We start from the raw sequence: 24,745 nt of genomic DNA, 5'->3' as shown, positions 1-24,745 counted from the left end.
GAACACCTCCGCCACAACCTCCTCCGTCGGAGTCGACGGCGCACGGAAAGCACGAGCGGCGAACACCGGCTCCGGCAAAGCCGCCCGATCCAGCTTGCCCACCGGCGTCAACGGAATCTCGTCCAGCGTCATGATCGAAGCCGGAATCATATAGGCGGGCAGCGACTCCCCGAGGTAGTCGGCGAGCGCGCCGGTGTCCACGTCGGCTCCCGGCCGCGGCAGCACGTAGGCCACCAGCGCGGTCGCACCCGACGGCAAGGTCTTGCCGAGGGTGGCCGCGAAGTCGATGTCCGGGTGGCTGGTGAGGGCGTTGTCGATTTCGCCCAGTTCGATGCGGAAACCGCGGATCTTCACCTGGAAGTCGGACCGGCCCAGGTATTCGATGACGCCGCCGTCCTGGCCCACGGATTCACTGCGGCGCACCAGGTCGCCAGTGCGATAGAGCCGCGCGCCGGGGTTGCCGGTGTCGGCGCCGAACGGGCTGGCGACGAACCGCTCCGCGGTCAGGCCCGGCCGGTTGAGGTAGCCCTGCGCCAGCGCGGGCCCGGACAGATAGAGCTCGCCGACCACCCCGGCGGGCACCGGCCGCAGCCGCGAGTCCAGCACGAAAGCCCCGACTCCCGGAATGGCCGTACCGATCGTGATGGGCTCGCCGGGCGTCATGGCTGGCGTACTGGTGGCGAGAATCGTCGCCTCGGTGGGCCCGTAGCCGTTGTAGAACTCGCGCTCGTCCGCCCAGCGGGCGAGCAGTTCCGGGCCGAACTTGTCACCGGCCACCACCACGGCCTGGAGGTCGTCCAGCCCTGCGGGATCCACCGATTCCAGTGCGCCCGGCGTAATGAGCATGTGGGTGACGCGCTCGCGGCGCAGCAGATCCGCCAGCTCGAAACCGCCGAAGACGGTCGGCGGCGCGATCACCAGCGTCGCGCCGGAGGAGAAGGCCAGCAGCAGTTCCAGCACCGAAACGTCGAAGTTCGGGGAGCAGACGTGCAGTACGCGCGACTCCTCCGTCACCCCGTAGTGCTCGCGCTCCGCGGCCACCAGCCCGGCCAGACCGCTGTGCGAGACGACGACGCCCTTGGGCTTGCCGGTCGAACCGGAGGTGTAGATGACGTACGCCGGGTGCCGCTCGTCCAGCGGACGGACCCGGTCGGTGTAGGAGATGGGATGCTCCGGGCGCGCCGCGATGCGCGCGGACTGCACCGGGTCGTCCAGCTCGATCCAGTACACGCCGGTGCCGAGCACCGCGCGGTGCGCCGAGGTTGTCAGGCCCACCGTCGCGCCGGAATCGGCGACGATGTGGTTGATCCGGTCGGTCGGATACGTCGGATCCACCGGCACGTAGGCCGCGCCGGTCTTGGCGATGGCCCAGACCGCGAGTACCGACTCCACGCTGCGCGAGATCCCGATGGCGACCACGTCGCCGGGCCCCACGCCACGCTCGATGAGTTCCCTGGCCAGCCGCGAGGACGCCGCGTCCAGCTCGGCGTAGGTGAGCTCCCGGTCATCGGCCGGATCTCCGGTCGGGTTGTACCGGATCGCGACCTCGGTAGCGGCGGACTCGACCGCGGCGGTGAGCAGTTGCGCGAAGAGCGGACTGCCCGACCTGCGGCGACGGTTACCGCGAGCGGAACGACGGGCGGTTTCCATTCGAGTGCATTCACCTCTCGCATCGAGCCAGGACCCGGACCATACCCTGCTCAGGGCTTGTAAACCGGGGCCAGCGCGGACCGAGCAATCATATAAGGGAGTGACCGCTGAACCCGCGCGCTGTATTGGATTGCCGCGGCTTCCGTCCGTACGGACCGCGCCCCCTTCTTCGGTTTCGTCCTCTCGTCGGACACCGTCCCCTCCCCCTGGAATCGGTGTCTTGCCTGATGCCTGCCGTTATATCGGCGCAGGGCCCGTCTTGTTGCAGGAGTACCCGAATCGGTGAACTTGCTCACAGCCAGCCGCGCCGGGTGGCCTGCACCCCCGCCTGGAATCTCGTGCTCGCGCCGAGCCGCTCCAGCAGCCGTGCGGTGCGGCGGACCACCGTGCGCCGGGACATCCCGAGTCTGCGCGCGATGGTGTCGTCGGTCGCGCCGAGTCCCATCAGGGTCAGGATCGCGCGGTCGCGTTCGTCCAACGCCTCCGCGGCCGGATTGACCGAAATGGGCGCGGCCATCGCCCACAGCACGTCGAAGGTCTTGATCAACAGCTCGAGCGTGGGCGAGCCGGTGATGCGCAGCCCCATCGGGTCGGGCCTGCGTTCGTCGCCGTGCAGCACCAGGCTGGCCCGCTCGTCGTCGCTGATGATCAGCTTGAACGGCGGCTCGGGCAGCGTTCTGGCCTGCGCACCGCTGGCATTCGTCGACAGCGCGTGCCGCAGCCGGTCGGGATCCTGGTAAACGGTGTCCTGGTACAAGGTCTGATAGCGAATGCCTTCGCCGAGCCTGGCCCGTTTGAGCTCGAACAATTGACGTTCGCGTTCCGGATCGCTGAGATACGGGCCGCGCTCGACCAGCTTGACGCAGCTGCGCGCCCCGGTCTGCAGTTCCTCGAAATCCGCCAGCATCTCCAGCCGCTCGTACACCGGCACCACCGCGCCGTTGCCGCGTGGCGAGCGACGCACCGAACGGAACGTCTCGCTCAGCCGCGCTGCGGCAGTGTGCATCTGGTTGATCTCCTGCTGCCTGCGCCGAGCCTCGGCTTCGGACAACGATTCCGGCGCGTGCGCGTCCCACAGCGGTTCGCCGTCGGGCGACTCGATGCGGACCGCGGCGCGCAATTCACACAACACATCCAATGAGTCCGCGGCGAGGTCTTCCGAAACGCCCAGGTACTGCGCGATATCGGCGAGACTCGACCGCGGATGGTGCACCAGCACGGCGTACGCGCGGCCGTGCGGTGACCCAGGCTCGAAGATGTCGCCCAGATCGATCACGGCCCGAGCCTAGCGACCGATCGGTGCCCTTGGGGCGGCTCTGCGAGACCCGCAGGCAAACCGTTTGCCGCGTCACCCGGACGCGAGGAGCTTCGCCGCGCGCAACCGAGCGCTGATCGGAATAGCAAGTTGGACAGGGAAAGTCAGTGCGAGGACGGGCCCCACTGCATGGGCACGCCCTTGGCGGCCAGGTACGGCAGCGGGTCGATCTTGGTGCCGGCCTGATCCCAGATCTCCAGGTGCAGGTGCGGACCGGTGGATTGACCCCGGTTGCCGACGGTGGCGATCACGTCGCCCGCGTTCACCCGCTGGCCCTCGTGCACGAACATCTCGTTCACGTGGCCGTAGACGGCGGTGGTGCCGTCGTCCTGCAGCACGCGCACCCACAAGCCGAAGCCGGAGGCCGGCCCCGCCTCGATCACGGTGCCGTTGCTGACCGAGTGGATCGGCGCGCCGAGCGCGTCGGCGAAGTCGACGCCGTAGTGCATGGCGCCCCAGCGGCTGCCGAACCCGGAGCTGATCGCGCCGGCCACCGGGCGCACCGCGGGCGCCGGGGCGACCTGCTGCTGCACGCCCTTGAGGACCTCTTCGGCGTGGGCCAAGGGCGCGGCGATCTCCGGAGGAAGATTGGGAATCCCGAACGGGGCGGCGACCGGGGCCGCGATCTGGCCCGCGACGGCGGCGGGCGCCGGCGCGACCTCGGCGACCGGCTCGGCGGCGGCCTTCGCCTCGGCGACCGGCAGTATGCTCGAGCCCTTCACGGTGGTGGGCGCGGCCTGCTTCTCGTCGGCGTCGTGTGAACCGGGCAGCAGCGGCGATGCGTAGGCCAGCGCGGGAGCGACCTGGCTCGCGGCGCCGATCAGCGCGCCCGCGGCGACTGCCGCCGTGGCGGCGGCCTTCACCCGTTCGGTGGCGGACGGCTCGGCGCGGTGCCGCGTCGGCCGACCCTTTTCGCCGCCCTCGCCCAGGAGGCTGTGGACGGTAATGGAACTGGGGCCTACACGGTGCTGCGACAAAGCTGAGTCCTTGGTCGAAGAACAGGGTCCGGGATGCCGGAGCCCGAGCCGAACCGGTTCGATAACGATACGGTGAAGTCGAGCGATAACGGTTTGGCATCCGTTGTGATGGGAACTCTACCTCGTCGTGACCATTCCGCAACCTTCCGGCCGAAAAAGGCTGGTGAGGTCCGGGTCACACGTCCAGATGAGCGAGACTCGATCCGTGACGGAGACTCGAAGCGTGATCCTGGACCATCCGGACGTTCCGATCGCGCTGGCCCCGATGGCGGGCGGTCCTTCCACTCCCGAGCTGACCGCCGCCGTGGCCGAGGCGGGCGGTTTCGGCCAGCTGGCCGCCGGTTATCTGAGCGCCGCCGACACCGCCGCGCGGATCGCGGCGACCCGCGCCGCCACCGGCAAGCCGTTCGGTGTGAATCTCTTCGTCCCCGGCCCCGCCACTCCCGCCGCCGACTTGGCGGACTATCTCGCCGAACTCGGCGCCCACCATCGACTCGGAGACCCGCGATTCGACACCGATGACTGGGACGCCAAACTCGACCTGCTCGTCGCCGACCCGGTCGCGGCCGTGTCCTTCACCTTCGGCTGCCCGAGCGCTGCGGAGGTCGCGCGGCTGCACGCCGCCGGTTCCGAGGTCTGGGTGACCGTCACTTCCGTCGGAGAGGCGCGCCTGGCGGTCGAGGCGGGCGCCGACGTGCTCATCGCCCAGGGGGCCGAGGCGGGCGGACACCGGGCCACGTTCGTGGATCGCCCGGCCGACGACGCGACCGACCCACTCGGCCTGCTGGCGCTGCTGCAACTGCTCACCGCCGCTGTCGACCGCCCGCTGGTGGCAACCGGGGGCATCGCGACCGGTGCTGGCATCGCCGCGGCGCTCGCGGCGGGCGCCGCCGCCGCGCAGCTGGGCACCGTGTTCCTGCGCTGCCCCGAGGCCGGGACCAATCCGGTACACCGCGCCGCGTTGGCCGGGGATACCCCGACGATGCTCACCCGCGCGTTCACCGGACGCAGGGCGCGCGGGTTGCGTAACCGATTCCTGGTGGAACACACCGCAACCGCACCGGCGGGATACCCTGAGATCCACTACGCCACCGCACCGTTGCGCGCCGAAGCACGCGCGGCGAGCAATCCTGACGAGGTCAACCTCTGGGCTGGCCAGACCCACGCGCTGACACCGGAGTTACCCGCGGGCGAACTGGTCGGGGCACTGGCCGCGGACACGAAAAGCGCACTGGAAAAGGCGCTTTCACGCCGAATCCGGCATTGATGACAACGACTTTCGATTAGACTCGGGCATCGCATCGACGTCCAGCACTGGAGGAGAGCGCCATGTCCCTTGATGTCCCCACCGCACTACTCGAACGCGCCGAGCGCGGCGAGGTCGACGACGCCGATTTCGTCGAGGTCGTGCGCAACTCGCTGCCCTACGCCTGGGAAGTGGTCAGCCGGGTCGCCGGTGAACTGCGTTCGGGCACCGCGGAATACGCCGACAACGTGGTTCCGCCGCCGGACGAGGTGGCTCGTGGACAACTGCTGCGCGCCATGGCCAGCGACGCCATTCGCGGCGGACTGGAACGGCACTTCGGCGTGAAGCTCGCCTTCCAGAACTGCCACCGGGTCGCGGCGTTCCCGCTCTCCGCGGTCGGCGGCGAGACCTACACCACGTTCATCGGCACCCGGGCCCAACTGCTCAACCAGAACCCGGAACTGCGCAACTGCTGAGCGGCGCGAACCGAACACCCGGCGCGGGCAAACTGTTTGCCCGCGCCGGGTGTTTTCGCGTGTGAGGTGGCGCGTCGCCGCCGTCCCCCACGGCCGCCTACGCGTAGGGTGAACCGCCATGAGCAGCAACGATCTTCGCGAAGAGGTCGAAGCCCGGCTCGCACCGTGGCAGCAACAGCTCGGGGCGGACCGCGCCGCCTACACCAATCACGTGCTGCGCGTCCTAGCGCTGTGCGACCTGCTCGCCACAGATCGGCAACCGCCACCGAGCGCCCGCGAGGAGTTCCTGACCGCAGCCGCCCTGCACGACATCGGCATCTGGTCGGCGGGCAGCTTCGATTACCTCTCCCCCTCCTGCGACCAGGCACGCGCCTGGCTGGCGAGCATCGATCGCGACGACCTGACCGGGCTGGTGGTGTCCATGATCGACCAGCATCACAAGCTGCGCCCCGCGGGCCCGCCGCACGACCCGGTCGAGATCTTCCGGCGCGCCGACGCGATCGACGTCGAGCTGGGTCTGCTCGGCCGGTTCGGCATCTCCCGCGGTACCTACCGCGAACTGGCGAAGCGCTATCCCAACCACGGCTTCCACCGCAGGCTCGTGTCGCTGGCCGCGCGGCGGATGCGCAGCCACCCCGCGTCACCACTGCCGATGCTGAAGTGGTGACGCGGGGGCAGCGGGTCTAGCCGAGCGTGGTGACTTCCAGATCGCCGTCGGCGTACTGGCCGCGCAACCGCTTCTTGTCGAACTTGCCCACGCTGGTCTTCGGGACCTCCGCGATGAACGTCCAGCGTTCCGGTAACTGCCATTTGGCGAACTTGTCGGCCAGGAAGTCGCGCAGCTCCTCCGGCCGGGCCTCGGCGCCCTCGGCGAGCACGACCGCCACCAGCGGGCGCTCGTCCCACTTCTCGTCCGGCACACCGATCACCGCCGCCTCGGCGACCGCCGGGTGCCCGATCACGGCGTTCTCCAGATCCACCGACGAGATCCACTCGCCGCCGGACTTGATCACGTCCTTGGAGCGGTCCACCAGCGTGAGGTAACCGTCCTGGCTGATCTTGCCCACGTCGCCGGTGCGCAGCCAGCCGTCGTCGAACTTCTCCGGGTCGACCGCCGTGCCGTCGGGTGAGTAGTAGGAGCCGGTGATCCACGGACCGCGCACTTCCAGCTCGCCCAGCGACACACCGTCGTTGGGCACCACGCTGCCGTCGTCGGCGACCAGGCGGGCCTGGACACCGGCCGGGAAGCGGCCCTGGGTCACCCGGTAGGCCCACTTGTCCTCGTCGGTGAGCGCGGTGGCCGGCGGATGCGCGACGCTGCCCAGCGGCGAGGTCTCGGTCATGCCCCACGCGTGCAGCACTCGCACGCCGTGCTTGTCCTCGAAGGTGCGCATCATCGAGGGCGGGACGGCCGAACCGCCCACCACGACCGCGCGCAGGTGCGTGATGTCCTGCGGGTTGGCCGCCAGCCCCGCCAGCACGCCGCCCCAGATGGTGGGCACGGCGGCAGCGAAGGACGGCTTCTGCGCGGCCATGCACTCGAGCAGCGGGCCCGGCTGCAGGAACCGGTCCGGCATCAGCAGATTCGCCCCGGACATCAGCGCCGCGTACGGCAGGCCCCAGGCGTTCGCGTGGAACAGCGGGACGATGGCCAGAATGGTGTCGGTGCCGAGCAGACCCATCCCGTTGTTCGCGCCGACCTGCATCGCGTGCAGCCAGTTGGAGCGGTGCGAATACACCACGCCTTTCGGGTCGCCAGTGGTGCCGGAGGTGTAGCACATCGCCGCGGCGGAGCGCTCGTCGATCACCGGGAAGTCGTAGGTATCCGGCTGCGCACCGAGCAACTCGGTGTAGGAGTGCACCTGAACGCCTTCGGGCGCGGTGAGTGTCGCCGCGTCGCCGTTGACCACGATGACGTGGCGGACGGTCGCCAGGTGCGGCAGGATCTGGCCGAACAGCGGCACCAGCGTGCCGTCCACCAGAACCACCTGGTCCTCGGCGTGATTGGCCACGTAGACAACCTGATCGGGGAACAACCGGATGTTCAGCGCGTGCAGCACCGCGCCCATCGCGGGCACCGCGATGTAGGCGACCAGATGCTCGTTGTTGTTCCACATGAACGTGCCGACCCGGTCGCCGACCCCGATGCCCAACCCGCGCAGCGCGTTCGCCAAACGAGCCGATTCGGCGCCGACCTCGCGGTAGGTCATGGTGCGCACGCCGGTACCGGTCCAGGTGGACACGGTCGAATCGCCGGCGAACGTCGATGCGTAGCGCAGCAACGTGGCCAGCGACAACGGCTCGTCCTGCATGGTGCTCAACATCGGAACTCCTTTTTCTTCGGTGACTTCCCGTCAGAAAGCCAAGTCGGTTTCGGCCACCTTCGGGGTCTGCGACGTGACCCCGTAGAGCGATCCCACCCAACGAATCACTTCGGGATACGGAGTCGGTTCGCCGCTGGTGAGCACCGCGCGAGACAACGCGCGCTCGGGATGGGCTCCTGCGACGGCCTCGGCGGTCAGCGCCTCATTCGGCTGGCTCCCCACGGACCGGCGCGCGACTGTCCGCCCGATCGTGATGAATCCCGCCCCCAGGCAGGCATGTTCGGGAATGTGGCGGCCGATCGACTCGTCCCGCTCCAGCAGTCCACGCGCTATGCGCGAATGCGTGTTCGGTGCCGTCGCACTTCTGGACGCGGAGTAGGCGGCGAACGAAGGTTTCACGCCGACCGGGACCCTCGGCACGGCATGGCCGTCGCCGCGCGCCCGGTCGAAGACGACTCGCCCATGCCCGCACGGGCCTACCCGGATGGCGGGACGCTCATCCCCCGCGTCGATGTTTCCCGGGATGTGACTGCTTCGTAGCAGGTCAGACAGCTTCGAAAGGGTCGATACACGCGCCGGCATGGTTCAGCACGCACCGACCATGAGCCACATCACACGGCGATGCTACCCAACGGTAGGCCGCCTCGGGCAAGCCCGGCGGGAATGCCGCACGGCACCCATCCGATGGCGGACGCCATCAGTTCCAGCCGGTCAATTCGGCGCCGCTACCTCGGTGTGTGCCGGATAGGCGTGCACCACCGCGGTGTCCAACTTGGGCATGACATGGGTGAGGGAGTGCTGGGCCTCGTGCGCGATGCGATGCGCGTCCGCGAGCGTGATCGTCGGGGCGACGTCCAGTTCGACGTCGGCGTGCAGACGATGACCGATCCACCGCATCCGCAGGCTGCGCACGCCTCGCACGCCCGGTTCGGCGGCCAGCGCCCGCTCGGCCGCCGTGACCAATCCGGGTTCGACGGCGTCCATCAACCGGCGCAGCACGTCGCGCGCCGCAGTGCGCAGCACCGCGAGAATCGCCAGGGTGATGAGCAGGCCGACGATCGGGTCGGCGAGGGGGAAGCCCAGCGCTACTCCGCCCGCGCCGAGCAGGACGGCCAGTGACGTGAACCCGTCGGTGCGCGCGTGCAGGCCGTCGGCGACCAGGGCCGCCGAGCCGATCCGCCGCCCCACCCGGATCCGGTACAGCGCGACCGTCTCGTTGCCGAGGAACCCGGCCAACCCGGCCGCGGCGACCCAGCCCAGATGCTCGAGCGGCACCGGATCGAGCAATCTACGCACCGCCTCGTATCCGGCGATCAGCGCCGACAGGGCGATCATCGCGACGACGAAGAGGCCGGCCAGGTCCTCGGCCCGGCCGAATCCGTAGGTGTAGCGCCGCGTCGCGGCCTTACGGCCGAGAGCGAACGCGATCCACAGCGGAACGGCGGTCAGCGCGTCGGAGAAGTTGTGCACGGTGTCCGCGGCCAAGGCCACCGAGCCGGACGCGGCGACGATCACCAATTGCAGCACCGCGGTGCACCCGAGCACCACCAGGCTGATCTTGACCGCGCGGATGCCGACCGCGCTGGCTTCCAGTGCGTCGTCCACGCTGTCAGCGGCGTCATGGCTGTGTGGGACGAAGATTTCCCGCAAGACACCGATCGGCCCCGACCGGTGCCGGTGCTGATGCAGCGCATGGGAGTGATGGTCGTGCCGATGGGTCATGACGCGCTCGCCTCGCCTCGGCCGGGAAGCTCGCGCACCGCGCCGGTGCCGCGGTGATGCGCCGGAACACCCGGTCCAGCGTGCTCGGCGTTGTACACCGCGTCCACGACCAACTGCCGGACGTGCTCGTTCTCCAGCCGATAGAAGATCGTCGTCCCCGATCGGCGGGTGCTCACCAACCGCGCCATCCGCAGTTTGGCCAGATGCTGCGAGACCGAAGGCGCGGGCTTGCCGACTTGTCCCGCCAAGTCGTTCACCGATAGTTCCCGGTCGACCAGCGCCCAGAGCACTTGGACCCGAGTCGGGTCGGCGAGCATGCGGAACACCTCGACAACCAGTCCGACCTGATCCTGCGCCAGCGGTGGCCGCGTTTCCTGGTTATCTGCATTCATATGCAGATAGTAGAACGGACGAGGGCCCGGTACCAGTGGGCTCCGGGCCAGTGTGGCGGCGGCACCCCCTGCGTCGCCGCCGACACACCGGTCGACCCCGTATCCCAACAGCCTTCTGTCTTAGTCGAGTGTGGCGTCAGTGCGCCAGACGATCGAGCGAATATCACCTGAATGAGACAGAGCAATATTGCAGGCGCACGCACGATTTCGGCTTACCCCGCGACAAACCCACGGTGACCAGCACGAATGAGTCGACGCCGCAGACACGTTCACGCGCACCTGTACACACAGCTGCACGTGCAGCCCGCCGCTCCCCCGAGTGCCGCAACTCACCCTCCAGCGGCGGAGGGCCGCTACACCGCTTCGATCGGGTCATTCTGCACTGAAATGTGGCCACTCGCGAGGATCTCTTCCGGACCGTGATGTTCGGCTGGGCCATCCCCTGCGGATTCGTGTCGCGATCACCAGGGCCGGATGACCGCCTGCGGTATGCCAGGACGAGCCGGTGACCTTCCCACAGCGCCCGGTTACTGTGAATCACGAGAACGCACCGAGCGACCTGCGGAGTAGACGACATGCCAGTGGACCGAATGCTGCCCACCCCCGAGGCCAGGGATCTGCTGGAGCTCACTCGCGACATCGCCGACAAGGTGCTCGAACCCCGCGTCGCCGAGTGCGAGAAGACCGGGATCTTCCCCGACGGCGTCTTCCCCGCGCTGGGCGCCGCCGGACTGCTCAGCCTGCCGTACCCGGAGGAATACGGCGGCGGCGCGCAGCCCTACGAGGTGTACCTCCAGGTTCTCGAGGAACTCGCCGCCCGCTGGGCCGCCGTCGCGGTCGCGGTCAGCGTGCACAGCCTGTCCTGTCATCCGCTGTTCGTCTTCGGCACCGAGGAGCAGAAGCAACGCTGGCTGGCCGGAATGCTCTCCGGTGAGACCATCGGCGCCTACAGTCTGTCCGAGCCGCACGCGGGCTCCGACGCGGCCGCGCTGCGCTGCCGCGCCACCCCGGTCGAGGGCGGATACCGGATCACCGGGGCCAAAGCCTGGATCACCAACGGCGGACGCGCCGACTTCTACACCCTGTTCGCGCGCACCGGGGAGGGCTCCCGCGGCATCTCCTGCTTCCTGGTCCCCCACGACACCGAGGGCCTCAGTTTCGGCAAGCCCGAGGAGAAAATGGGCTTGCGCGCCGTGCCCACCACGACCGCCGCCTACGACGATGCGTTCCTGCCCGCCGAACGTCGGGTGGGCGCCGAGGGCCAAGGGCTCTCGATCGCCTTCAGCGCCTTGGACTCCGGCCGTCTCGGCATCGCCGCGGTCGCCACCGGCCTGGCGCAACGCGCCCTCGACGAAGCCGTCGCGTACGCCAAGGAGCGAGAGGCGTTCGGCCGCCACATCATCGACCATCAGGGGCTCGGTTTCGTCCTCGCCGACATGGCCGCCGCCGTCGACTCCGCCCGCGCCACCTACCTCGACGCCGCCCGCCGCCGCGACGCGGGGCTGCCGTACTCGCGCCAGGCCAGCGTGGCCAAGCTCGTCGCCACCGACGCCGCCATGAAGGTCACCACCGACGCGGTCCAAGTCTTCGGTGGCTACGGCTACACCCAGGACTTCCCCGTCGAGCGCTACATGCGCGAGGCCAAGGTGATGCAGATCTTCGAGGGCACCAACCAGATCCAGCGTTTGGTTATCGCGCGCCAGCTCGCCGAGAACTGACCAGCACCGCATGGCCGGAAATGCCGATTGATTGACCGCGGATGTCTTCGGACCTGCGGATACTCTTCCGTACGCTCGGAGTATGACGACGCCGTCCATCATCATCATCGGAGCCGGATTCGGCGGGCTCGGCATGGCGCTGGAGCTGCGGCGGGCCGGGCTGGACACCTTCACCATCCTGGAGCGCGCCACCGATCTCGGCGGCGTGTGGCGGGAGAACACCTACCCCGGCGCGGCCTGTGACGTGCCCTCCCCGCTGTACTCCTGGTCCTACGAACCCAGAGCCGATTGGCCGCGGCGCTTCTCCGAACAGCGCGACATCCACGAGTACATGCAAGGCGTCGCCGACAAGCACGGCCTGCGGCGCTTCATCCGCTTCGGCACCGAGGTGATCGACGCGGAGTTCGACGAGCGCACCGGCCGATGGACCGTCCGCACGGCCGACGGCGCGCAGCTGACCGCCGACATCCTCATCCCGGCGGTCGGGCAGCTCTCCCGCCCCGCCATGCCGAACATCCCCGGCATCGAGACCTTCACCGGTCCCGCGTTCCACTCCGCGGAGTGGGACCACGACGTCGACCTGACCGGCAAGCGCATCGCCTGCATCGGTACCGGGGCCAGCGCGATCCAGTACATCCCGCGCATCCAGCCGGGCGCCGCCCACCTCACGTTGTTCCAGCGCTCGGCCGCGTGGGTGCTGCCCAAGGCCGATGTCGAGTACAGCGCCCTGCACCATGCGCTGTTCAAGTACCTCCCGCCCACCCGCCTCGCCGAGCGCTTCGCCATCTGGTCGGTCTTCGAAGCGCTGGCCCTCGGGTTGACCGACATCCCGGCCATCAAGACCCCGGTGATCGCGCTGGCCGACCGGCACCGGCAAAAGCAGGTTCCCGACGACGAACTGCGCGCGAAACTGACGCCCGACTACGCGGCGGGATGCAAGCGCGGACTGTTCTCCAACGAGTACTTCCCCGCGCTGGCGCAGCCGAACGTCACCGTGGAGACCACCGCCATCGAGGCGATCACGCCGACCGGAGTCCGCACCGCCGACGGCGTCGAGCACGAAGTGGACGTCATCGTCTACGGCACCGGCTTCAAGGGCACCGAGTTCCTCGCGCCGATGAACATCTACGGCCTCGGCGGGCGCAAGCTGGCCGACGCCTGGGGCGACGAAGGCGCCCGCGCCTACCTCGGCCTATCCGTGCCCCAGTTCCCGAACCTGTTCATGATGTACGGCCCGAACACCAACGTCGGCGCCGGCTCCATCATCTACATGCTCGAATCCCAGGCTCGCTACATCCGCCAGGTCGTGCAATACCTCACCGACCGCCCCGGCCGCTACCTCGCCGCCCGCCCCGCCGCCGAGCAACGCTGGGACGACTGGCTGCAGAAACGGTTGAAGGACACCCCCTGGAATTTCTGCTCCAGCTGGTACCGAAACGCCTCCGGCCGGATCACCAACAACTGGCCCGGCGCAACCGTGCTCTACCGCTGGAAGACAAGAACTTTCGACCCCGCCGACTATGACGAGGCACAGGCTCCCGCGCCGCACTGAGACCGCGCCCGCGCCCTCCCCACCCCGCGGCACACCCGGCTGTCCAGGCCCTTCGGGAAGCAATGCAGCCCCCGGACCCTCGACCCGGTAGACTGCGGGACGTCCCTGGTGGGCCTCGAGCCCACCATGCCTTCGTAGCTCAGGGGATAGAGCACCGCTCTCCTAAAGCGGGTGTCGCAGGTTCGAATCCTGCCGAGGGCACAAACCTGCGTCAGTGTTTTCGCAGGTCAACGCGTTTTATCGGAGAATCCCGACAAGACCGATATTAAGAACCCAGGTCAGGTGCGTTCCCCCCTGTGTGCCTGTAGGGCACATCGAAGATGGGAACGGGACTGCCTCAGGCTTGGTTGACGTCCAATCAGGGATGCCTTGGCTTCCAGTGTCTACAACTGGCTCAATGGTCGTCGCCGCCAAGGACGACTCGGCCGTCCGACCCCGATCGGATCACGAGGATTTACGCAGTGAGCACGTGGAGCTCAGACAGCACGCCTTGGGGGTCGTTGAGGTAGCGATATCCCTCCACTGGGGGATTGAACTGGCCGAGCACGTTCGCCACGGCATCGCGTTCCGCTTCAGTGACGGGGATGTGGCGCTTGACGAGACTGGCGCACAGCACGTCGACGAGCATCGCCCACTCACCCACGTCGCTGTAGGTCCGGTAGCTTTCGACCAGATCAGAAGGCAGACGGTCGGCGACGCTTTCGAGAAGGTCTCGCGAGTCCTTACTCATCTTGTTGAGCCGACGGTTACGAGCTTCGATGGCTTGCGGGTCTCGCTGACGCTTTCGCGCTTCTCGTGCCGCCCTGTCCGGATTCATCGCTCTCCTAGCCTATTTGATCAGATTGCCAGTCGCGTCGTTCCTGACTACGCCCTCACCGCCGGCGGGGTAGCCGGTCACGACTGAGCCGTCAGGAGCGACGATGACTTCGATTCGGGCGCCATTGCGGGTGCCGTTGACCTTCCAGTTGCCGTTGTCCTGGAGGGCTGGCGGCTGGTCCGGGTTCTTCGCAACGTCGAGTATTCGGTCGATGATCTTGTCGCCTTACCAGTCACCACTGTGGCATTGAGCCTAGGCCGCGAGTAGCATTGCTGCGTGAGTAGTGCTGGGGGGACACCTAATTCAAGTCAGCAGGTTTCCGTCGTACCTGACGAAGTCGTTGAACTCGGTCAGCATATGTCGAACCTGGTTCAAGCGCTGAGGTCGGCTCTCGATGTCGCTGCACGGGAGGTAGATGGCCTAGCTGGCAACTGGACCGGAACAGCTGCGGACACGTTCGGGGAGGGGTGGCTCGCCGTCCATGAGGGCGGGACGCAATTATTGAACTCCCTTGCTGCTCTGACCAATTCACTCGGCGTGGTGGCAGGTAGTTACCAGCAGCAGGATGGAGCGTCCGCTGCGAACCTGGGCTCGACGAGTCTGAATCTATGAGCAGCCGATTCACCGTCGATATCGATCAACTCGAGCAAGTCGCAACCCAGTTGACCGGGCTGGCCGGGTTCATCGAGGATCAGCTCGATGGACTCGACAGCAGAGTCGCCGCGATACTTTCGGGAAGCTGGAACGGCGTCGCCGCGGAGGCGTTCGGCGATGCGCATTCCCAATGGATGGCTGCGGCGAAAGAATTCATTGACAGCATCCGCACTTCGAGTAGTGCAGCGCGACAAGCTCGGGATCGCTACGTCACGGCTGCTGACCTCAACCGCCAGATGTCATAAAGGTCGAGTATGGGCTGGGACATCGATGCCAAGGATTATGAGCGGGCGGCCAAGCAATGTCACGATCTAGCGACGACGGTACTCATCCGAGTCGGCGCGCTGCACAGGGAACTAACCGGATCGTGCGCAGGGATGGCCGGCGACTACTCCACGTCGCAACAGTGGATTTCGGCATATGAATCCGCCACCCTGCAATGGGTTCGACGGGCACCCTCTTGTCGGACGCGCTGACTCGATACGGCGATGTGCTCGCGGCCATGGCGTACAACTGGGATGTCTCTAATCAGACCCTGCCGCATCCCGACCGTCCGGTTCCCTCGCCATCAAGTGGAAACCCCTACAAGGAACCGCACATCGCTAAGGGCGCGAATGGTGCGGGAATAGATATCAAGGGCGTTGGGCTGTCAAAATTCGAGCCGATCCCGAATGGTGACACCGATAAACTTCGGAGAGCAAAAAACCAAGCTTGGCTTGCGCACGCTCCGCATCCCGACCTAGCTGATGCCGGGGATCGAATCAAGGAGATCGGATACAACTTCGACCACTCCACCGAAGTCAACGTCGATGACATCAGGGAACGGTTGAGGACGCTCCGGGATGCGGCTATCGGCATCGCTGGCGCCTCGAAGATCATCGAGTTCTCCGTCGGCGACTATTGTGACACGCTGGAGAAGTTGCGCACCTCGATCAAAGAGCGCCTGGAAGAGAAGATCCCGAGTGTGACGGTCACGATCGCCCCGACCTTGGTGGTCGTCAAATGTTCTGCACCGATCTTCAGCAAGGATCTCGAGGATCCGGTGTACACGACAGTGACAATCAGCAGGGTCTCGGTCGTGGTGAGCAGCCTGCCGTTCACCAAATTACCCTCTCTCGACTTCCATGCTTCGCATTTGCGCGATATTATCGCGTTACCCATAGTCAAACTCCAGCACAGGCGGTCGGCCCGGGAATGGAAATAGTATCCCCGCACCGGTACTGACGACTGCGAGCGAGAAATATGTGCGGGACAAGCACTATCCGGGCGGCCCGCTGAATACGGAGCGGAAGAGTACCTTCTACGCAACCGAGAATCCCTATGCACTCGTCGCTGCCGCGAAGAACAGCCCGCCGATCGATCAGGGCGACGGCACCTATCGGCGTGAAGTTACGGTGCCCGATCGATACATCGGGAACGAGTCGAAGTTGCGGGGTGGAGCAGCGACGCAACGGTATATCGTCGTTCACGACCGGTTCGGTGCGGTGATTACGATGTACCCCGCAGGAGATGAGTAGGAATCAGGTGGCTTTAGACATCGTTGTACAGGACATCAACCATGCCGAGATACACCGCTTCGGTGACGATGCGGACGAAACGCTGTTCGGGCTCTGCGCCGCGCAACCAGACACCAGTCTATTACGGGGTATCTACCGGTACGGCGACACCATGTTCAACCGGTACCAACTCGGCTTGATCCTCGATCAGATCGAGCGGATCGAGGTACGGACCGATGCCGAGCGGCAGGCTGTCGACCTGCTGAGGCGGGTATCGTCGATCGCACTCCGCGCCAACGGATATCTCCTGTTCATCGGCGACTGACGGGTAGGACCGGTCGAATATCGGGCGAGCATGCCGCGTGGGTGACGGATCGCATCACGCCAGCAGCAGGCGACATACCCAAGATTTGTGCGACGTGGTCAGCCCGACCAGACATCATCATCGCCCACTCATAACTGATAACCCGCTTCGATCACCAATTGTCCACCCGAAGACCGCAGGTCGCCCGCGTTGTCACGCTCACCACGCCCACTCAGGATGCAATGGAGCTGGGAACCGGTGGACCAACTTCCGCAGAGCATCGCAATCCCTCAGGCAGCATACGTACCCGCGATGACCAGGCGTTTCCCAGTTGCCCATGTTTCGCGTGTCCCGCCGAGGGCACAAATCTGCAACACGTTTCCGCAGTTCAGCCACCTTTCCTGATCAATGGATTGTTCTGTTGCCAACGGGTGGTATCCGCCGCGCCTTCTTCGCCGAGGCGTCGAGTGTCTCCGACACTGCTCGATCCTTCCCGCCGAACCGTCAGGTCCGGCCAGTCAGACCAAGGTCAAATCCGCTGTTGTTCCGTCAGTCCCGGCAACGGACAACGGCACCACCACCGGAGGCGGCGACGTCATCACACTGGACCTGGCGCGGGGGGCGCTATTCCCCGGCGCATCACCCAGGCTGCCACCGCGCTGCGGCGGACGCGGCCGCGTGTCACTGCGAAGAAGGGTTCCTGATGGCCAGCTCGGACCCACCGGCTACGGGCCCGTGCGCGACACCCTGTTCTGAGTACAGGGCACGGACGTCGCGGGGCTCTCGTCAGTGACGTAGCCGGGCGGCTGCGGCCAGAATCGGGGTGCTCACGGCGGTGGCTGCGGCGCCGAGTGTGGTGTCGGTGGCCAGGATCCACCGGACGGTCTTCATGGCCAGGGTGAGGACTTCTCCGCCACGCTGCCGCATGTCGGCTTCGAAATGTTCCACGGCGTCGGTGAGGGTCGCGGTGCCTGCGGCGGCGGCGTTCACGTGCTCGAGCAGGCTGGCGGCGTCGCGGATGGCCGCGCCCGCTCCCATTCCCGCGGTGGGTGGTGTGGCGTGGACAGCGTCGCCGAGCGCGGTGATTCGACCCGCGGGCCAGGGCGCGAGATCGTCCGCGCGGGTGGAGGCGGCGTTGAAGCGGAACCCGGCCACGCTGCGCGGGTCGGCCTGGGCGATGACCTCGAGCGTGTGCTCGGCCCAGCCCCGTTTGCGAAACCGGGCCAGCAGCGCGGCCTGCAGCGCACCGCCGCGCAGGCCACGCAGGGAGTCGGTGCCGGCGGATTCGGGGAACATCGCGCCCCAAATGTAGGTGGGTCCGGTGGTGATCGACGTCCGCAGCTCGGGAGCGTCGAGCGCGGCGTTGCCGACCGGGTCGAGGAAGCCGATATAGAGCGCTGCCCCGTGCGGGCCGATCGCCAGCCCCGATCGTGGCCTCAGTCGCTGCTGCTCGCCGGGGCTGAGGTCTCGCACGAGGGTGCGGCCGGAGAACCCGATGATGCCCGCCGGTCTGTTGGTCGGGCCTCCCGCCAGGTGGCGGGCTACCACCGAGTGGGTGCCGTCCGCGCCCACCACCAGATCCGCCGAGACCGGCGCCCGATCGGTGAACAGCACCTGGGGCGCGCCGTGGTCATCATGGCCGACGCCGGACGCGCTGCATCCCAGGTGCAGGGCATCACCCACCGCTTCGGCCAACAACATCCGCAGGGTGATCCGATCCACGTCGACACTGCCGCTGCCGCTGAGGTCCGGCCCGTGGCCGAGCAGCCGGCCGCGGCGGTCCCAGAACGCGTCACGCTCGCGCAGCCGCAGCGCCGACCCCGATGCCAGCAACCGCTGCATGATCTTCGGTTCCACTAAATCTTTCAGCGCCGACTGCGCCCGCTCGTCCAGGGTGATGTGGTAACCGCCTGTCGCCGCCACGTCGGTGTCGCGGTCGAATACCGCCACCTCGAATCCCCGGCGCCGCAGCCCTGCACCCAGGGCGAGCCCGCCGATCCCGCCGCCGACCACAACCACCCGCATACCCAACCGTCCTCTCTGCCAATGCTCGCTGAACAGAACCCACCCTGACATCGGTAGAGGACACCGAGTGACCACCACCGGTCATGATGAGACGATGGCGAACACCTCGCACCGGGCGTTGCGACTGCTGTCTCTGCTCGGGTCAGGACGGCAGTGGCCGCTGCGCGAGCTGGCCACCCGGCTGGAAGTCAGCGAACGCACCGTCCGCCGCGACATAGAAACACTGCGCCGGCTCGACTACCCGATCACCACCATCCACGGCCCCGACGGCGGCTATCGGCTCGGCGCCGGGCACACCCTGCCGCCGCTGCTGTTCGACCACGACCAGGCCCTCGCGGTCGCGGTGGCCCTGCAGACCGCACCCAGCACGATGTTCGGCCTCGGCGACGACGCGGCGCGGGCACTGGCCACTCTGCACCAGGTCATGCCGCCTGCGCTGCGGGCATCCATGGAATCCCTGCGCCTGACCCGGCTGCAGAACTACTGGGAATTCCCCGCACCTCCCATTGACCCGGCCGCTCTCACCGCCGTCGGAACCGCGGTACGCCACCGCCGCCTACTCCTCACCGAGACACTGCGTCCGGACGGCACACGCCCCGAACCCGGGGATCCCGATTTCCTGCCCGCACACCGCATCGAGCCGCATCACCTGGTCGTCTGGGCCGCCCGGTGGTACCTGGTCGCCTACGACCTCACCGACCACGAATGGCGAGTGCACCGCGTCGATCGACTGAACTCCCGCCCCACCACGCAACACTTCTCCGCCCGCGCGCTTCCCGACGACGACCTCGCCCACTTCGTGATGAGCACCCACAACCGCGGCGACACCCCCGCCGACTGGCAATGCACCGGCACCGCACGGCTCAACCTGCCCGCTCACATCGTGGCCCGCTGGGCGCCAGGCGGCTCCGTCGTGGAACACCTCGACACCGAACACTGCCGGCTCACGCTCGGCGCCTGGTCCTGGGCCGGTGTCGCCGGCATCCTCGCCACCTTCGACACCGAACTCACCGACCTTCACCCACCCCAGCTCGTCCACGCATGCCGCCGGCTCACCCGCCGATGGGCCACTATCGCCGACACATGAGTTCGTTGTGCGCGCTCAGCTTCCGCTCGGCTGGTTCGGCAGTGAACGCAACGCATCACCGCTGAACTCGGCGCCGTTCGTGCGCGGCTTATTCCGCTGAGCCGACATCACGGCTGCTCATCGAACGGCCGTGCCGCCTCCGCCTGACAGGCTGCTGATCGCGCAGACCAGCGCCACGAACGGGTCGGTGATACCACCACAGCTCCCTGCGACCGACACGGCCGGTGCGGGCGCCTGCGGTTCGAGCGGCAACGGCGCCGCGGCGGCCGCCCCAGCACCGGTCAGGGTTGCGGCACCGATCACGGCGGCGGCAAATCCACGTACTGCGAACATTCCAACTCCTCGTGTATCGGGTAGACGGCCGAACCTGATCGGCAAGCCCTCACCACGCATGACCCGAATTGTGTTGTCCTCGAATCGGGGGGTGCAGAACTCAGTGATTGGTCGAAGGCAGGTCGCGGCAGCCTCGAGATCCGCCTTGCCGGTTCCCAGGCAGCAGCCGGACCATGAGTTTGTTCGCCAAGCTTTCGGTGATGACGCCGTAGCCCGCGATATCGGTGCGCCAGTGCACGGCGAACTTGGGCCACAGCTCGCCGCGCCACACGAAGGTGAGGGACGTTTCCTCGTCGGCCTGGATCTGGATCGGCTCGACGAGCCGCACCAGAGTCCAGATGTCGTCTTCGGACTCTTCGACAGCGATCGCCAGGCGATGTGGTGGCTCGGCACCGCGATAAAGATCGACTCGGAGTTGCTGCATCTCGATGTAGTACTGGCATTTCGTTTCGACGCCGAACACGAACCGGTCCGGACCCACTTGGTAGCCGTGCACTTCGAGGAACGGCACCGAATCGACGGTCCAGTTGGTGGCGATCAGCGCCGCCAGTTGTCGAATGCCTTTGTCGCTGTATCGGCGTACGTGACGTTGCTCGTAGCCGCGCTCTCCGCCGAAGTCGTCGAGCCTGCCGAGAACGGTTTGTTTGTCGCTGGTCAGGCCGAGTGAGCTGGTTGCCGCTTCCAGGCCCGTATCCCGCTCCGCGCTCAGTATCAGGTGCTCGAGGGTGTTGTAGGCGATCTGTGGATCGCCCGCGCCGAGCAAGCCGCGAATGACGGGGCTGCGGGCGACCGCGGCGGGTGTCAGTCCCTCGCTGGCCTTACGGATGGCAAGCAGCTCGGCTCTCACCTGGTCTTCGAGGCTCAACGGGTTGTCCGTGAGCACCGGAACGCCGGGATTCGCTCGGTCATGGCATTTCCTCTGCCGCCTCGCTATGGAGGCGGCCCAGTTCGGCGGCGAGTTCGGCAAGGGCGTCGATGTCGTCGCCGTCGTGGTACAGCGCCAGGCCGGTCGCGCCGCGGGTCGAGCTGCTCATCTCGATGACCTCCGCGGGGAAGCCGATCGTCCGGGTCACGATGGTGGGCTGCATTTCTCCGAGCCAGATCAGCTGAAGGTGGACCGGGAATCCGACGTCGACCTCGATGCCGTTCTGCGGCTGGAACTTGTCCTGGCCGACGGCTTCCATGTCCTCGCGCGCGAAGACATGGACGGCGTGCATTTCGGCGCCGACGACGATCAGCATCGGGTCGTTCATGACGTAGCCGTGCATGTGGTAGATCGTCGGAAGCACGATCAGGACGGTGCCCTCGCGGCGGAGAACGTCGAGATGCAAGGTGGGTGGCTCGATGCCGGACGCCTGCACGATGAGGTCGGCAAGGATCCGTTGGCCGGACATCGACCACCGCCGGACGCTGCGGCTGGATGGCTGGTCTTTTCCTTTGGGCTCTCGGTCATGTTGTTCGGCCGCGAACTGATTCAAGCGATCCTCGGTGTTGCCGGCGTAGCCGAACCCACCGAGATGGGCGAACGCCGCGCCCACGTCCCGGCTCGTGCTGCGCTTGCGGATGCCGTCGAGTACCAGGTACGCCTGCTCGGGATCACCATGCGCCAGCAGCGCGGTGATCGTCGGGGCGTGGACCAGATTCTCGGCGGTGATGCCGTCGTCGCGATCGATGAAGCCGTCGAGCTCCTCGGCCACGCGCTCCATGATGCTCATCGTTCCTCCAGCGGCGAACGTGCTGGTCCGGGTAGGGATCCGAACTCCAGGCCCAGGCGTTGAACCGGGATGTCAATTTCGTGTCACGACTGCCGGGCATGTGCTGGCCCATCGTAGAGATCGTTCACCCGCTCCGACCGCTACGCAGTAAGGGGATTGATCTCGTGACCGACACAGCCAGGATGAACGGCTCGATCCAGCCGTCCGCCGACGATCACCGCATCGGCACGCACCTGGTGACAGCTACGCTCGACGCGGTCGACGAGACCGTGACCGAGTTGCTGGAAACCGCAGAGCACCACAAGACCGTAGCACCCGAAATCAGCCTCCAGATGGTCGTTTTGGCGAACACCATCATGCAGGAGACGGTGCACTGGCTGCGGCAGGTGACCCGCGCGTGACCGTGCGCGACCAGGACGCCCCGCAGTGCCCGGCCTGCGGGGCGTTTCTCCCGAACGACACCGGGCACGTCGACCGGATCAGCTGGTGGCTGGATCCCACAGCGATCCTGCCGATCGAGCTCGACCATACAGACCTCGGCTTGGATTCGGCGGTCTTCGAGGGCTTCCTGCGCTCGTTCCATATCGACAGCACGCAGAAGGCGCGCACCCTCGAGCAGGCGTACCGCCTCGTTCAGCGCTACCTCGCGCCGTTCGTGGTGAAGGTGGTCGTCGACATGACCGCCGATCTCGTACGGGCGATCGATGACGACCCGGGAACCACGGTCGTCTTCCTCGGCCGCGACGGCTTCGTGTTCGGCTTCGTCCTGAGCGTATTGGCACCCGACTTCTACGCGCGACACTGCGTACCGATGTACCTGCCACGACCGCTGGCCGATGCCGCCTTGCGTGACTTGGAAAGCTGGACGGGGAGCGACTTTTCGGCCATCGAAGCATTCCGTAGACGATCGAGCGCGCCCACCGGCACGGCCGGCGCCTGGCAGCAGCTCACCGCCTACTTCGAGCTGTCCGGCATCGACATCGACGGCGGCGACGTCGATCTCTGTCTCGTCGACAGCGGCCTCAAGGGCAGCGTCCAAGAGATGCTGACCGCCGCCTACCCGGCCGCGAGTTTCTTCGGGCACTACGCGTTCTTCGCCGCGTCGGCGCACGATCCCCATCCCGGCACCAAACGCGGACATGCCCTGCATCTCGACGGTCACCACAGCGCCGACGGCCTCGCGCTCCAAGGCGACCTTCCCGAGGATCCCGAGCTGACCTTCCACCACCACGAAGCCATCGTCGCGATCGAGGGCATGATCTCCGGGAGCAAGAGCAGCCCCACCGGATACGGAACGAACGGTCGTCCGCGAGCTCGACGGCATCGCCACGACGAGCGGCCGCTCGACGGCATCAACCCCGCGCTGGTGGCCCCCGAACACGCTGATCCGTATGTGCGCGAGGCGATCTTCGCCATGAATGTCATCGCCATCGTCCACTACGCGCGTACGCTCGCGCCGACCGTCACCGCAGCTGGACCGGAGTGGTATCGGTCGGCCGAGGGGACACGGTGGTACAAGGAACTGAGCGAGCGCAGCGACCTGCTGCGCGACCAGGTACGGGCATGGGTCGCCCGGTCCGATGCTGCCGATCCGGGATTCGCGCGGTTGCTCGACAGCTTCATCCCCCGCGCGGACAAAGACGACATCCGGGATCTCGATGAGCGTCTGCGCAGCGCCGATCTCACCGACGAGCAACGGCAGGGGATCTGGCGAACGGTCACCCAGCTGTATCGACGCTGAGGCCGACGGGCGGCGTCAGCCCGTCAGTTGGACGATCGCCACGGTGCCGCCCAGCAGCACAATGCCCAGGTGGGCGGCTACCCACAGGTGGTGCAGCCGGAGCCCGTACAGCACTTTGTAATTTCGGCTGTGCTGGCTTTGGTTGTCCGACCACAGTTGCTCGATACGCAACTGCGGATACAACTCGTCCAAGCGGCGATGGAAGTGTTCGGCGCCGTCCATGTGCATCTTGAAGCGCTCGTAGTACTTGGCCGAGATCAGCGCACCGAAAAGACCGAGGAGGCAGACGCTCAGCGCCACCGTCGCCGAAAGGATCCGGGAATCGGGCTGCACGGCGACGTAGACCATTCCACCGACCGCGCCTACGACCACTACCAGAGTCATGATGGCGCGGTGGTTCTCGGACTGACGGGCCTGGGTGCGTTGCTCCTGCCAGAGTCGGAGCACCACATCGACCGGACCTTCGGAGTTGTCGGACCGAGTGTCCACGGTGCGCGTCGGAAGGTTGTCCGCCCCGTGCGCGGACTCGTCGCGGGGACCGCTTCGAGCGGTCGTCGTTCGCGCGCTCAGCACGGACACCTGCTCTTGCACTTGTTCCCACTTGGTCAGCCAGGTGCCGACGTCGCCGCCGCAGGCTTTGACGAACGCTTCGGTCGTCTCCCAGGTCGGAAGGTGATCGCCACCGGCGGCCTCGGAGAGAGCGGTCCTGGATCGGCCGCTCAACCTGGCCATCTGAAGGTACTTCGGGTTGCCCGCGCGGGCGCGCAATCGTCGAAGGTCAGCGGCGAAGGCATGGATCGGCCCCGATGACGGATCAAGCGGACGCTCGCTGCGCGGCATAGCAAAGTCCTTCTGATTACACGACATACGCCGTAGCCGTCTTCGTCAATGTTTGCGGAGATACTGCATCGCCAGCCTGCCCCCCGCGGCCGACCATATTGCGAGTGCGCGCCATTGATCGCACGTGCTCACAGGCCGGCCGATCTCATGGTGGCACAGCACGGGCCTCCACCCGGGAGAGACAACCGCATCACCCAAAACCTGCGGCGGCGCCGCTCGTCGACACGAAAAACTCCGAGGCATTGAGCGTCTCACCGTAGCTGAGCAGGCACGACGGTCTATGCGTCGCACATCTCCCGATGCATGCGGGTGTGGCGCCCGACCTCGACCGACGCTCTGCGATCGGAGTTCGTTATCCGTC

27 protein-coding genes and 1 tRNA gene are annotated in these 24,745 nt (G+C 66.9%); 14 read left to right on the top strand and 14 right to left on the bottom strand.

All coding sequences use genetic code 11. From position 1 onward, the window contains the following. The 3 genes from GVY39_RS29040 to GVY39_RS29030 form a co-directional block, all read right to left on the bottom strand. Positions 1-1,650: amino acid adenylation domain-containing protein (locus tag GVY39_RS29040; protein WP_159930044.1), on the bottom strand; the 1,650-nt coding region annotated here is incomplete at its 3' end. Between the two features lie 292 nt (positions 1,651-1,942). Continuing rightward, positions 1,943-2,926, bottom strand: coding sequence for a LuxR C-terminal-related transcriptional regulator (locus GVY39_RS29035; RefSeq protein ID WP_159930045.1), 984 nt, complete (start codon positions 2,924-2,926; stop codon positions 1,943-1,945). A gap of 143 nt (positions 2,927-3,069) precedes the next feature. Further along, the gene (locus GVY39_RS29030) at positions 3,070-3,942 is read right to left on the bottom strand and encodes a M23 family metallopeptidase (protein ID WP_159930046.1); all 873 of its coding nucleotides are present in this window, start codon (positions 3,940-3,942) and stop codon (positions 3,070-3,072) included. A gap of 205 nt (positions 3,943-4,147) precedes the next feature. On the opposite strand from GVY39_RS29030, the gene GVY39_RS29025 reads away from it, so the two are divergent. The 3 genes from GVY39_RS29025 to GVY39_RS29015 all read left to right on the top strand — a co-directional run bounded on the left by GVY39_RS29025 (position 4,148) and on the right by GVY39_RS29015 (position 6,331). Further along, positions 4,148-5,209 (top strand): nitronate monooxygenase, encoded by a 1,062-nt coding sequence (locus tag GVY39_RS29025; protein WP_370523835.1) that lies wholly within the window; start codon positions 4,148-4,150, stop codon positions 5,207-5,209. 62 nt (positions 5,210-5,271) lie between these two features. Next, positions 5,272-5,664 (top strand): SCO5389 family protein, encoded by a 393-nt coding sequence (locus GVY39_RS29020; protein ID WP_159930048.1) that lies wholly within the window; start codon positions 5,272-5,274, stop codon positions 5,662-5,664. Between the two features lie 118 nt (positions 5,665-5,782). Further along, a complete protein-coding gene (locus GVY39_RS29015; RefSeq protein ID WP_159930049.1) occupies positions 5,783-6,331 on the top strand; it encodes an HD domain-containing protein in 549 nt (182 codons plus the stop codon). 16 nt (positions 6,332-6,347) lie between these two features. Here the strand turns inward: GVY39_RS29015 and GVY39_RS29010 are convergent, their stop codons facing one another. The 4 genes from GVY39_RS29010 to GVY39_RS28995 form a co-directional block, all read right to left on the bottom strand. Further along, the gene (locus GVY39_RS29010; RefSeq protein ID WP_159930050.1) at positions 6,348-7,988 is read right to left on the bottom strand and encodes a long-chain fatty acid--CoA ligase; all 1,641 of its coding nucleotides are present in this window, start codon (positions 7,986-7,988) and stop codon (positions 6,348-6,350) included. Between the two features lie 30 nt (positions 7,989-8,018). Then, positions 8,019-8,387 (bottom strand): hypothetical protein, encoded by a 369-nt coding sequence (locus tag GVY39_RS29005; RefSeq protein ID WP_159930051.1) that lies wholly within the window; start codon positions 8,385-8,387, stop codon positions 8,019-8,021. Between the two features lie 312 nt (positions 8,388-8,699). After that, complete coding sequence (locus tag GVY39_RS29000; protein WP_159930052.1) at positions 8,700-9,710, bottom strand: cation diffusion facilitator family transporter; 1,011 nt, start codon at positions 9,708-9,710, stop codon at positions 8,700-8,702. After that, positions 9,707-10,102, bottom strand: a complete 396-nt coding sequence (locus GVY39_RS28995; protein ID WP_159930053.1) for a metalloregulator ArsR/SmtB family transcription factor — start codon at positions 10,100-10,102, stop codon at positions 9,707-9,709. Before GVY39_RS28995 ends, GVY39_RS29000 begins: the two co-directional genes overlap by 4 nt. A gap of 575 nt (positions 10,103-10,677) precedes the next feature. On the opposite strand from GVY39_RS28995, the gene GVY39_RS28990 reads away from it, so the two are divergent. The 3 genes from GVY39_RS28990 to GVY39_RS28980 all read left to right on the top strand — a co-directional run bounded on the left by GVY39_RS28990 (position 10,678) and on the right by GVY39_RS28980 (position 13,573). After that, positions 10,678-11,820 (top strand): acyl-CoA dehydrogenase family protein, encoded by a 1,143-nt coding sequence (locus GVY39_RS28990; protein WP_159930054.1) that lies wholly within the window; start codon positions 10,678-10,680, stop codon positions 11,818-11,820. An 82-nt stretch (positions 11,821-11,902) separates the two neighbouring features. Beyond that, on the top strand, positions 11,903-13,372 hold the full coding sequence (locus GVY39_RS28985) for an NAD(P)/FAD-dependent oxidoreductase (RefSeq protein ID WP_159930055.1): 1,470 nt from the start codon (positions 11,903-11,905) through the stop codon (positions 13,370-13,372). Between the two features lie 128 nt (positions 13,373-13,500). After that, a tRNA-Arg gene (locus tag GVY39_RS28980) sits at positions 13,501-13,573 on the top strand. 253 nt (positions 13,574-13,826) lie between these two features. On the opposite strand, the gene GVY39_RS28975 is transcribed toward GVY39_RS28980, so the two are convergent. Both GVY39_RS28975 and GVY39_RS35400 read right to left on the bottom strand, forming a co-directional pair. Beyond that, positions 13,827-14,189 carry a hypothetical protein gene (locus GVY39_RS28975; RefSeq protein ID WP_159930056.1) on the bottom strand — a complete coding sequence of 121 codons (363 nt, stop codon included), beginning with the start codon at positions 14,187-14,189 and terminating at the stop codon, positions 13,827-13,829. 12 nt (positions 14,190-14,201) lie between these two features. After that, complete coding sequence (locus tag GVY39_RS35400; RefSeq protein ID WP_370523836.1) at positions 14,202-14,402, bottom strand: EndoU domain-containing protein; 201 nt, start codon at positions 14,400-14,402, stop codon at positions 14,202-14,204. Between the two features lie 63 nt (positions 14,403-14,465). Between GVY39_RS35400 and GVY39_RS35395 the strand changes: the two genes are divergently transcribed. From GVY39_RS35395 to GVY39_RS28945, 5 genes are all read left to right on the top strand, one after another. Further along, a complete protein-coding gene (locus GVY39_RS35395; protein ID WP_159930057.1) occupies positions 14,466-14,801 on the top strand; it encodes a WXG100 family type VII secretion target in 336 nt (111 codons plus the stop codon). Then, positions 14,798-15,088: a WXG100 family type VII secretion target gene (locus GVY39_RS28960; protein ID WP_159930058.1), complete on the top strand. Its 291-nt coding sequence runs from the start codon at positions 14,798-14,800 to the stop codon at positions 15,086-15,088. The genes GVY39_RS35395 and GVY39_RS28960 overlap by 4 nt, the downstream gene beginning before the upstream one ends. 194 nt (positions 15,089-15,282) lie before the next feature. Continuing rightward, the gene (locus GVY39_RS28955; protein ID WP_159930059.1) at positions 15,283-16,047 is read left to right on the top strand and encodes a hypothetical protein; all 765 of its coding nucleotides are present in this window, start codon (positions 15,283-15,285) and stop codon (positions 16,045-16,047) included. A 40-nt stretch (positions 16,048-16,087) separates the two neighbouring features. After that, complete coding sequence (locus GVY39_RS28950) at positions 16,088-16,360, top strand: hypothetical protein (RefSeq protein ID WP_159930060.1); 273 nt, start codon at positions 16,088-16,090, stop codon at positions 16,358-16,360. Between the two features lie 7 nt (positions 16,361-16,367). Then, positions 16,368-16,664: a hypothetical protein gene (locus tag GVY39_RS28945; RefSeq protein WP_159930061.1), complete on the top strand. Its 297-nt coding sequence runs from the start codon at positions 16,368-16,370 to the stop codon at positions 16,662-16,664. A 765-nt stretch (positions 16,665-17,429) separates the two neighbouring features. On the opposite strand, the gene GVY39_RS28940 is transcribed toward GVY39_RS28945, so the two are convergent. Beyond that, positions 17,430-18,668: an NAD(P)/FAD-dependent oxidoreductase gene (locus tag GVY39_RS28940; RefSeq protein ID WP_159930062.1), complete on the bottom strand. Its 1,239-nt coding sequence runs from the start codon at positions 18,666-18,668 to the stop codon at positions 17,430-17,432. A 67-nt stretch (positions 18,669-18,735) separates the two neighbouring features. Here GVY39_RS28940 and GVY39_RS28935 point away from each other — a divergent pair, with 67 nt between their 5' ends. After that, positions 18,736-19,755, top strand: a complete 1,020-nt coding sequence (locus GVY39_RS28935) for a YafY family protein (protein WP_236565729.1) — start codon at positions 18,736-18,738, stop codon at positions 19,753-19,755. Between the two features lie 117 nt (positions 19,756-19,872). Here GVY39_RS28935 and GVY39_RS28930 read toward each other — a convergent pair whose 3' ends face one another. The 3 genes from GVY39_RS28930 to GVY39_RS28920 all read right to left on the bottom strand — a co-directional run bounded on the left by GVY39_RS28930 (position 19,873) and on the right by GVY39_RS28920 (position 21,803). Beyond that, positions 19,873-20,088: a hypothetical protein gene (locus GVY39_RS28930; RefSeq protein WP_159930063.1), complete on the bottom strand. Its 216-nt coding sequence runs from the start codon at positions 20,086-20,088 to the stop codon at positions 19,873-19,875. Positions 20,089-20,188: 100 nt separating this feature from the next. Then, complete coding sequence (locus GVY39_RS28925; RefSeq protein WP_159930064.1) at positions 20,189-20,953, bottom strand: hypothetical protein; 765 nt, start codon at positions 20,951-20,953, stop codon at positions 20,189-20,191. A gap of 40 nt (positions 20,954-20,993) precedes the next feature. After that, positions 20,994-21,803, bottom strand: coding sequence for a hypothetical protein (locus GVY39_RS28920; RefSeq protein ID WP_159930065.1), 810 nt, complete (start codon positions 21,801-21,803; stop codon positions 20,994-20,996). A gap of 164 nt (positions 21,804-21,967) precedes the next feature. On the opposite strand from GVY39_RS28920, the gene GVY39_RS28915 reads away from it, so the two are divergent. Beyond that, positions 21,968-22,204, top strand: coding sequence for a hypothetical protein (locus tag GVY39_RS28915; RefSeq protein ID WP_159930066.1), 237 nt, complete (start codon positions 21,968-21,970; stop codon positions 22,202-22,204). Further along, positions 22,201-23,544, top strand: a complete 1,344-nt coding sequence (locus GVY39_RS28910) for a hypothetical protein (protein ID WP_159930067.1) — start codon at positions 22,201-22,203, stop codon at positions 23,542-23,544. Before GVY39_RS28915 ends, GVY39_RS28910 begins: the two co-directional genes overlap by 4 nt. A gap of 15 nt (positions 23,545-23,559) precedes the next feature. Here GVY39_RS28910 and GVY39_RS28905 read toward each other — a convergent pair whose 3' ends face one another. Further along, positions 23,560-24,384: a helix-turn-helix transcriptional regulator gene (locus tag GVY39_RS28905; RefSeq protein WP_159930068.1), complete on the bottom strand. Its 825-nt coding sequence runs from the start codon at positions 24,382-24,384 to the stop codon at positions 23,560-23,562. Between the last annotated feature and the right edge of the window lie 361 nt (positions 24,385-24,745).

Origin of the sequence: Nocardia sp. CY15 (assembly GCF_009829295.1) — a bacterium.
Lineage (GTDB): Bacteria > Actinomycetota > Actinomycetes > Mycobacteriales > Mycobacteriaceae > Nocardia > Nocardia sputi.
This window is presented reverse-complemented; position numbering and strand designations above follow the sequence as displayed.

Excerpts from the sequence above, each read along its gene's own strand:
- GVY39_RS29020 (WP_159930048.1), top strand. The coding sequence starts at position 5,272 with ATGTCCCTTGATGTCCCCACCGCACTACTCGAACGCGCCGAGCGCGGC.
- GVY39_RS29015 (WP_159930049.1), top strand. The coding sequence starts at position 5,783 with ATGAGCAGCAACGATCTTCGCGAAGAGGTCGAAGCCCGGCTCGCACCG.
- GVY39_RS29010 (WP_159930050.1), bottom strand. The coding sequence starts at position 7,988 with ATGTTGAGCACCATGCAGGACGAGCCGTTGTCGCTGGCCACGTTGCTG.
- GVY39_RS29000 (WP_159930052.1), bottom strand. The coding sequence starts at position 9,710 with ATGACCCATCGGCACGACCATCACTCCCATGCGCTGCATCAGCACCGG.
- GVY39_RS28995 (WP_159930053.1), bottom strand. The coding sequence starts at position 10,102 with ATGAATGCAGATAACCAGGAAACGCGGCCACCGCTGGCGCAGGATCAG.
- GVY39_RS28990 (WP_159930054.1), top strand. The coding sequence starts at position 10,678 with ATGCCAGTGGACCGAATGCTGCCCACCCCCGAGGCCAGGGATCTGCTG.
- GVY39_RS28985 (WP_159930055.1), top strand. The coding sequence starts at position 11,903 with ATGACGACGCCGTCCATCATCATCATCGGAGCCGGATTCGGCGGGCTC.
- GVY39_RS28975 (WP_159930056.1), bottom strand. The coding sequence starts at position 14,189 with ATGAATCCGGACAGGGCGGCACGAGAAGCGCGAAAGCGTCAGCGAGAC.
- GVY39_RS28960 (WP_159930058.1), top strand. The coding sequence starts at position 14,798 with ATGAGCAGCCGATTCACCGTCGATATCGATCAACTCGAGCAAGTCGCA.
- GVY39_RS28955 (WP_159930059.1), top strand. The coding sequence starts at position 15,283 with ATGGGTTCGACGGGCACCCTCTTGTCGGACGCGCTGACTCGATACGGC.
- GVY39_RS28940 (WP_159930062.1), bottom strand. The coding sequence starts at position 18,668 with ATGCGGGTGGTTGTGGTCGGCGGCGGGATCGGCGGGCTCGCCCTGGGT.
- GVY39_RS28930 (WP_159930063.1), bottom strand. The coding sequence starts at position 20,088 with ATGTTCGCAGTACGTGGATTTGCCGCCGCCGTGATCGGTGCCGCAACC.
- GVY39_RS28920 (WP_159930065.1), bottom strand. The coding sequence starts at position 21,803 with ATGAGCATCATGGAGCGCGTGGCCGAGGAGCTCGACGGCTTCATCGAT.
- GVY39_RS28905 (WP_159930068.1), bottom strand. The coding sequence starts at position 24,384 with ATGCCGCGCAGCGAGCGTCCGCTTGATCCGTCATCGGGGCCGATCCAT.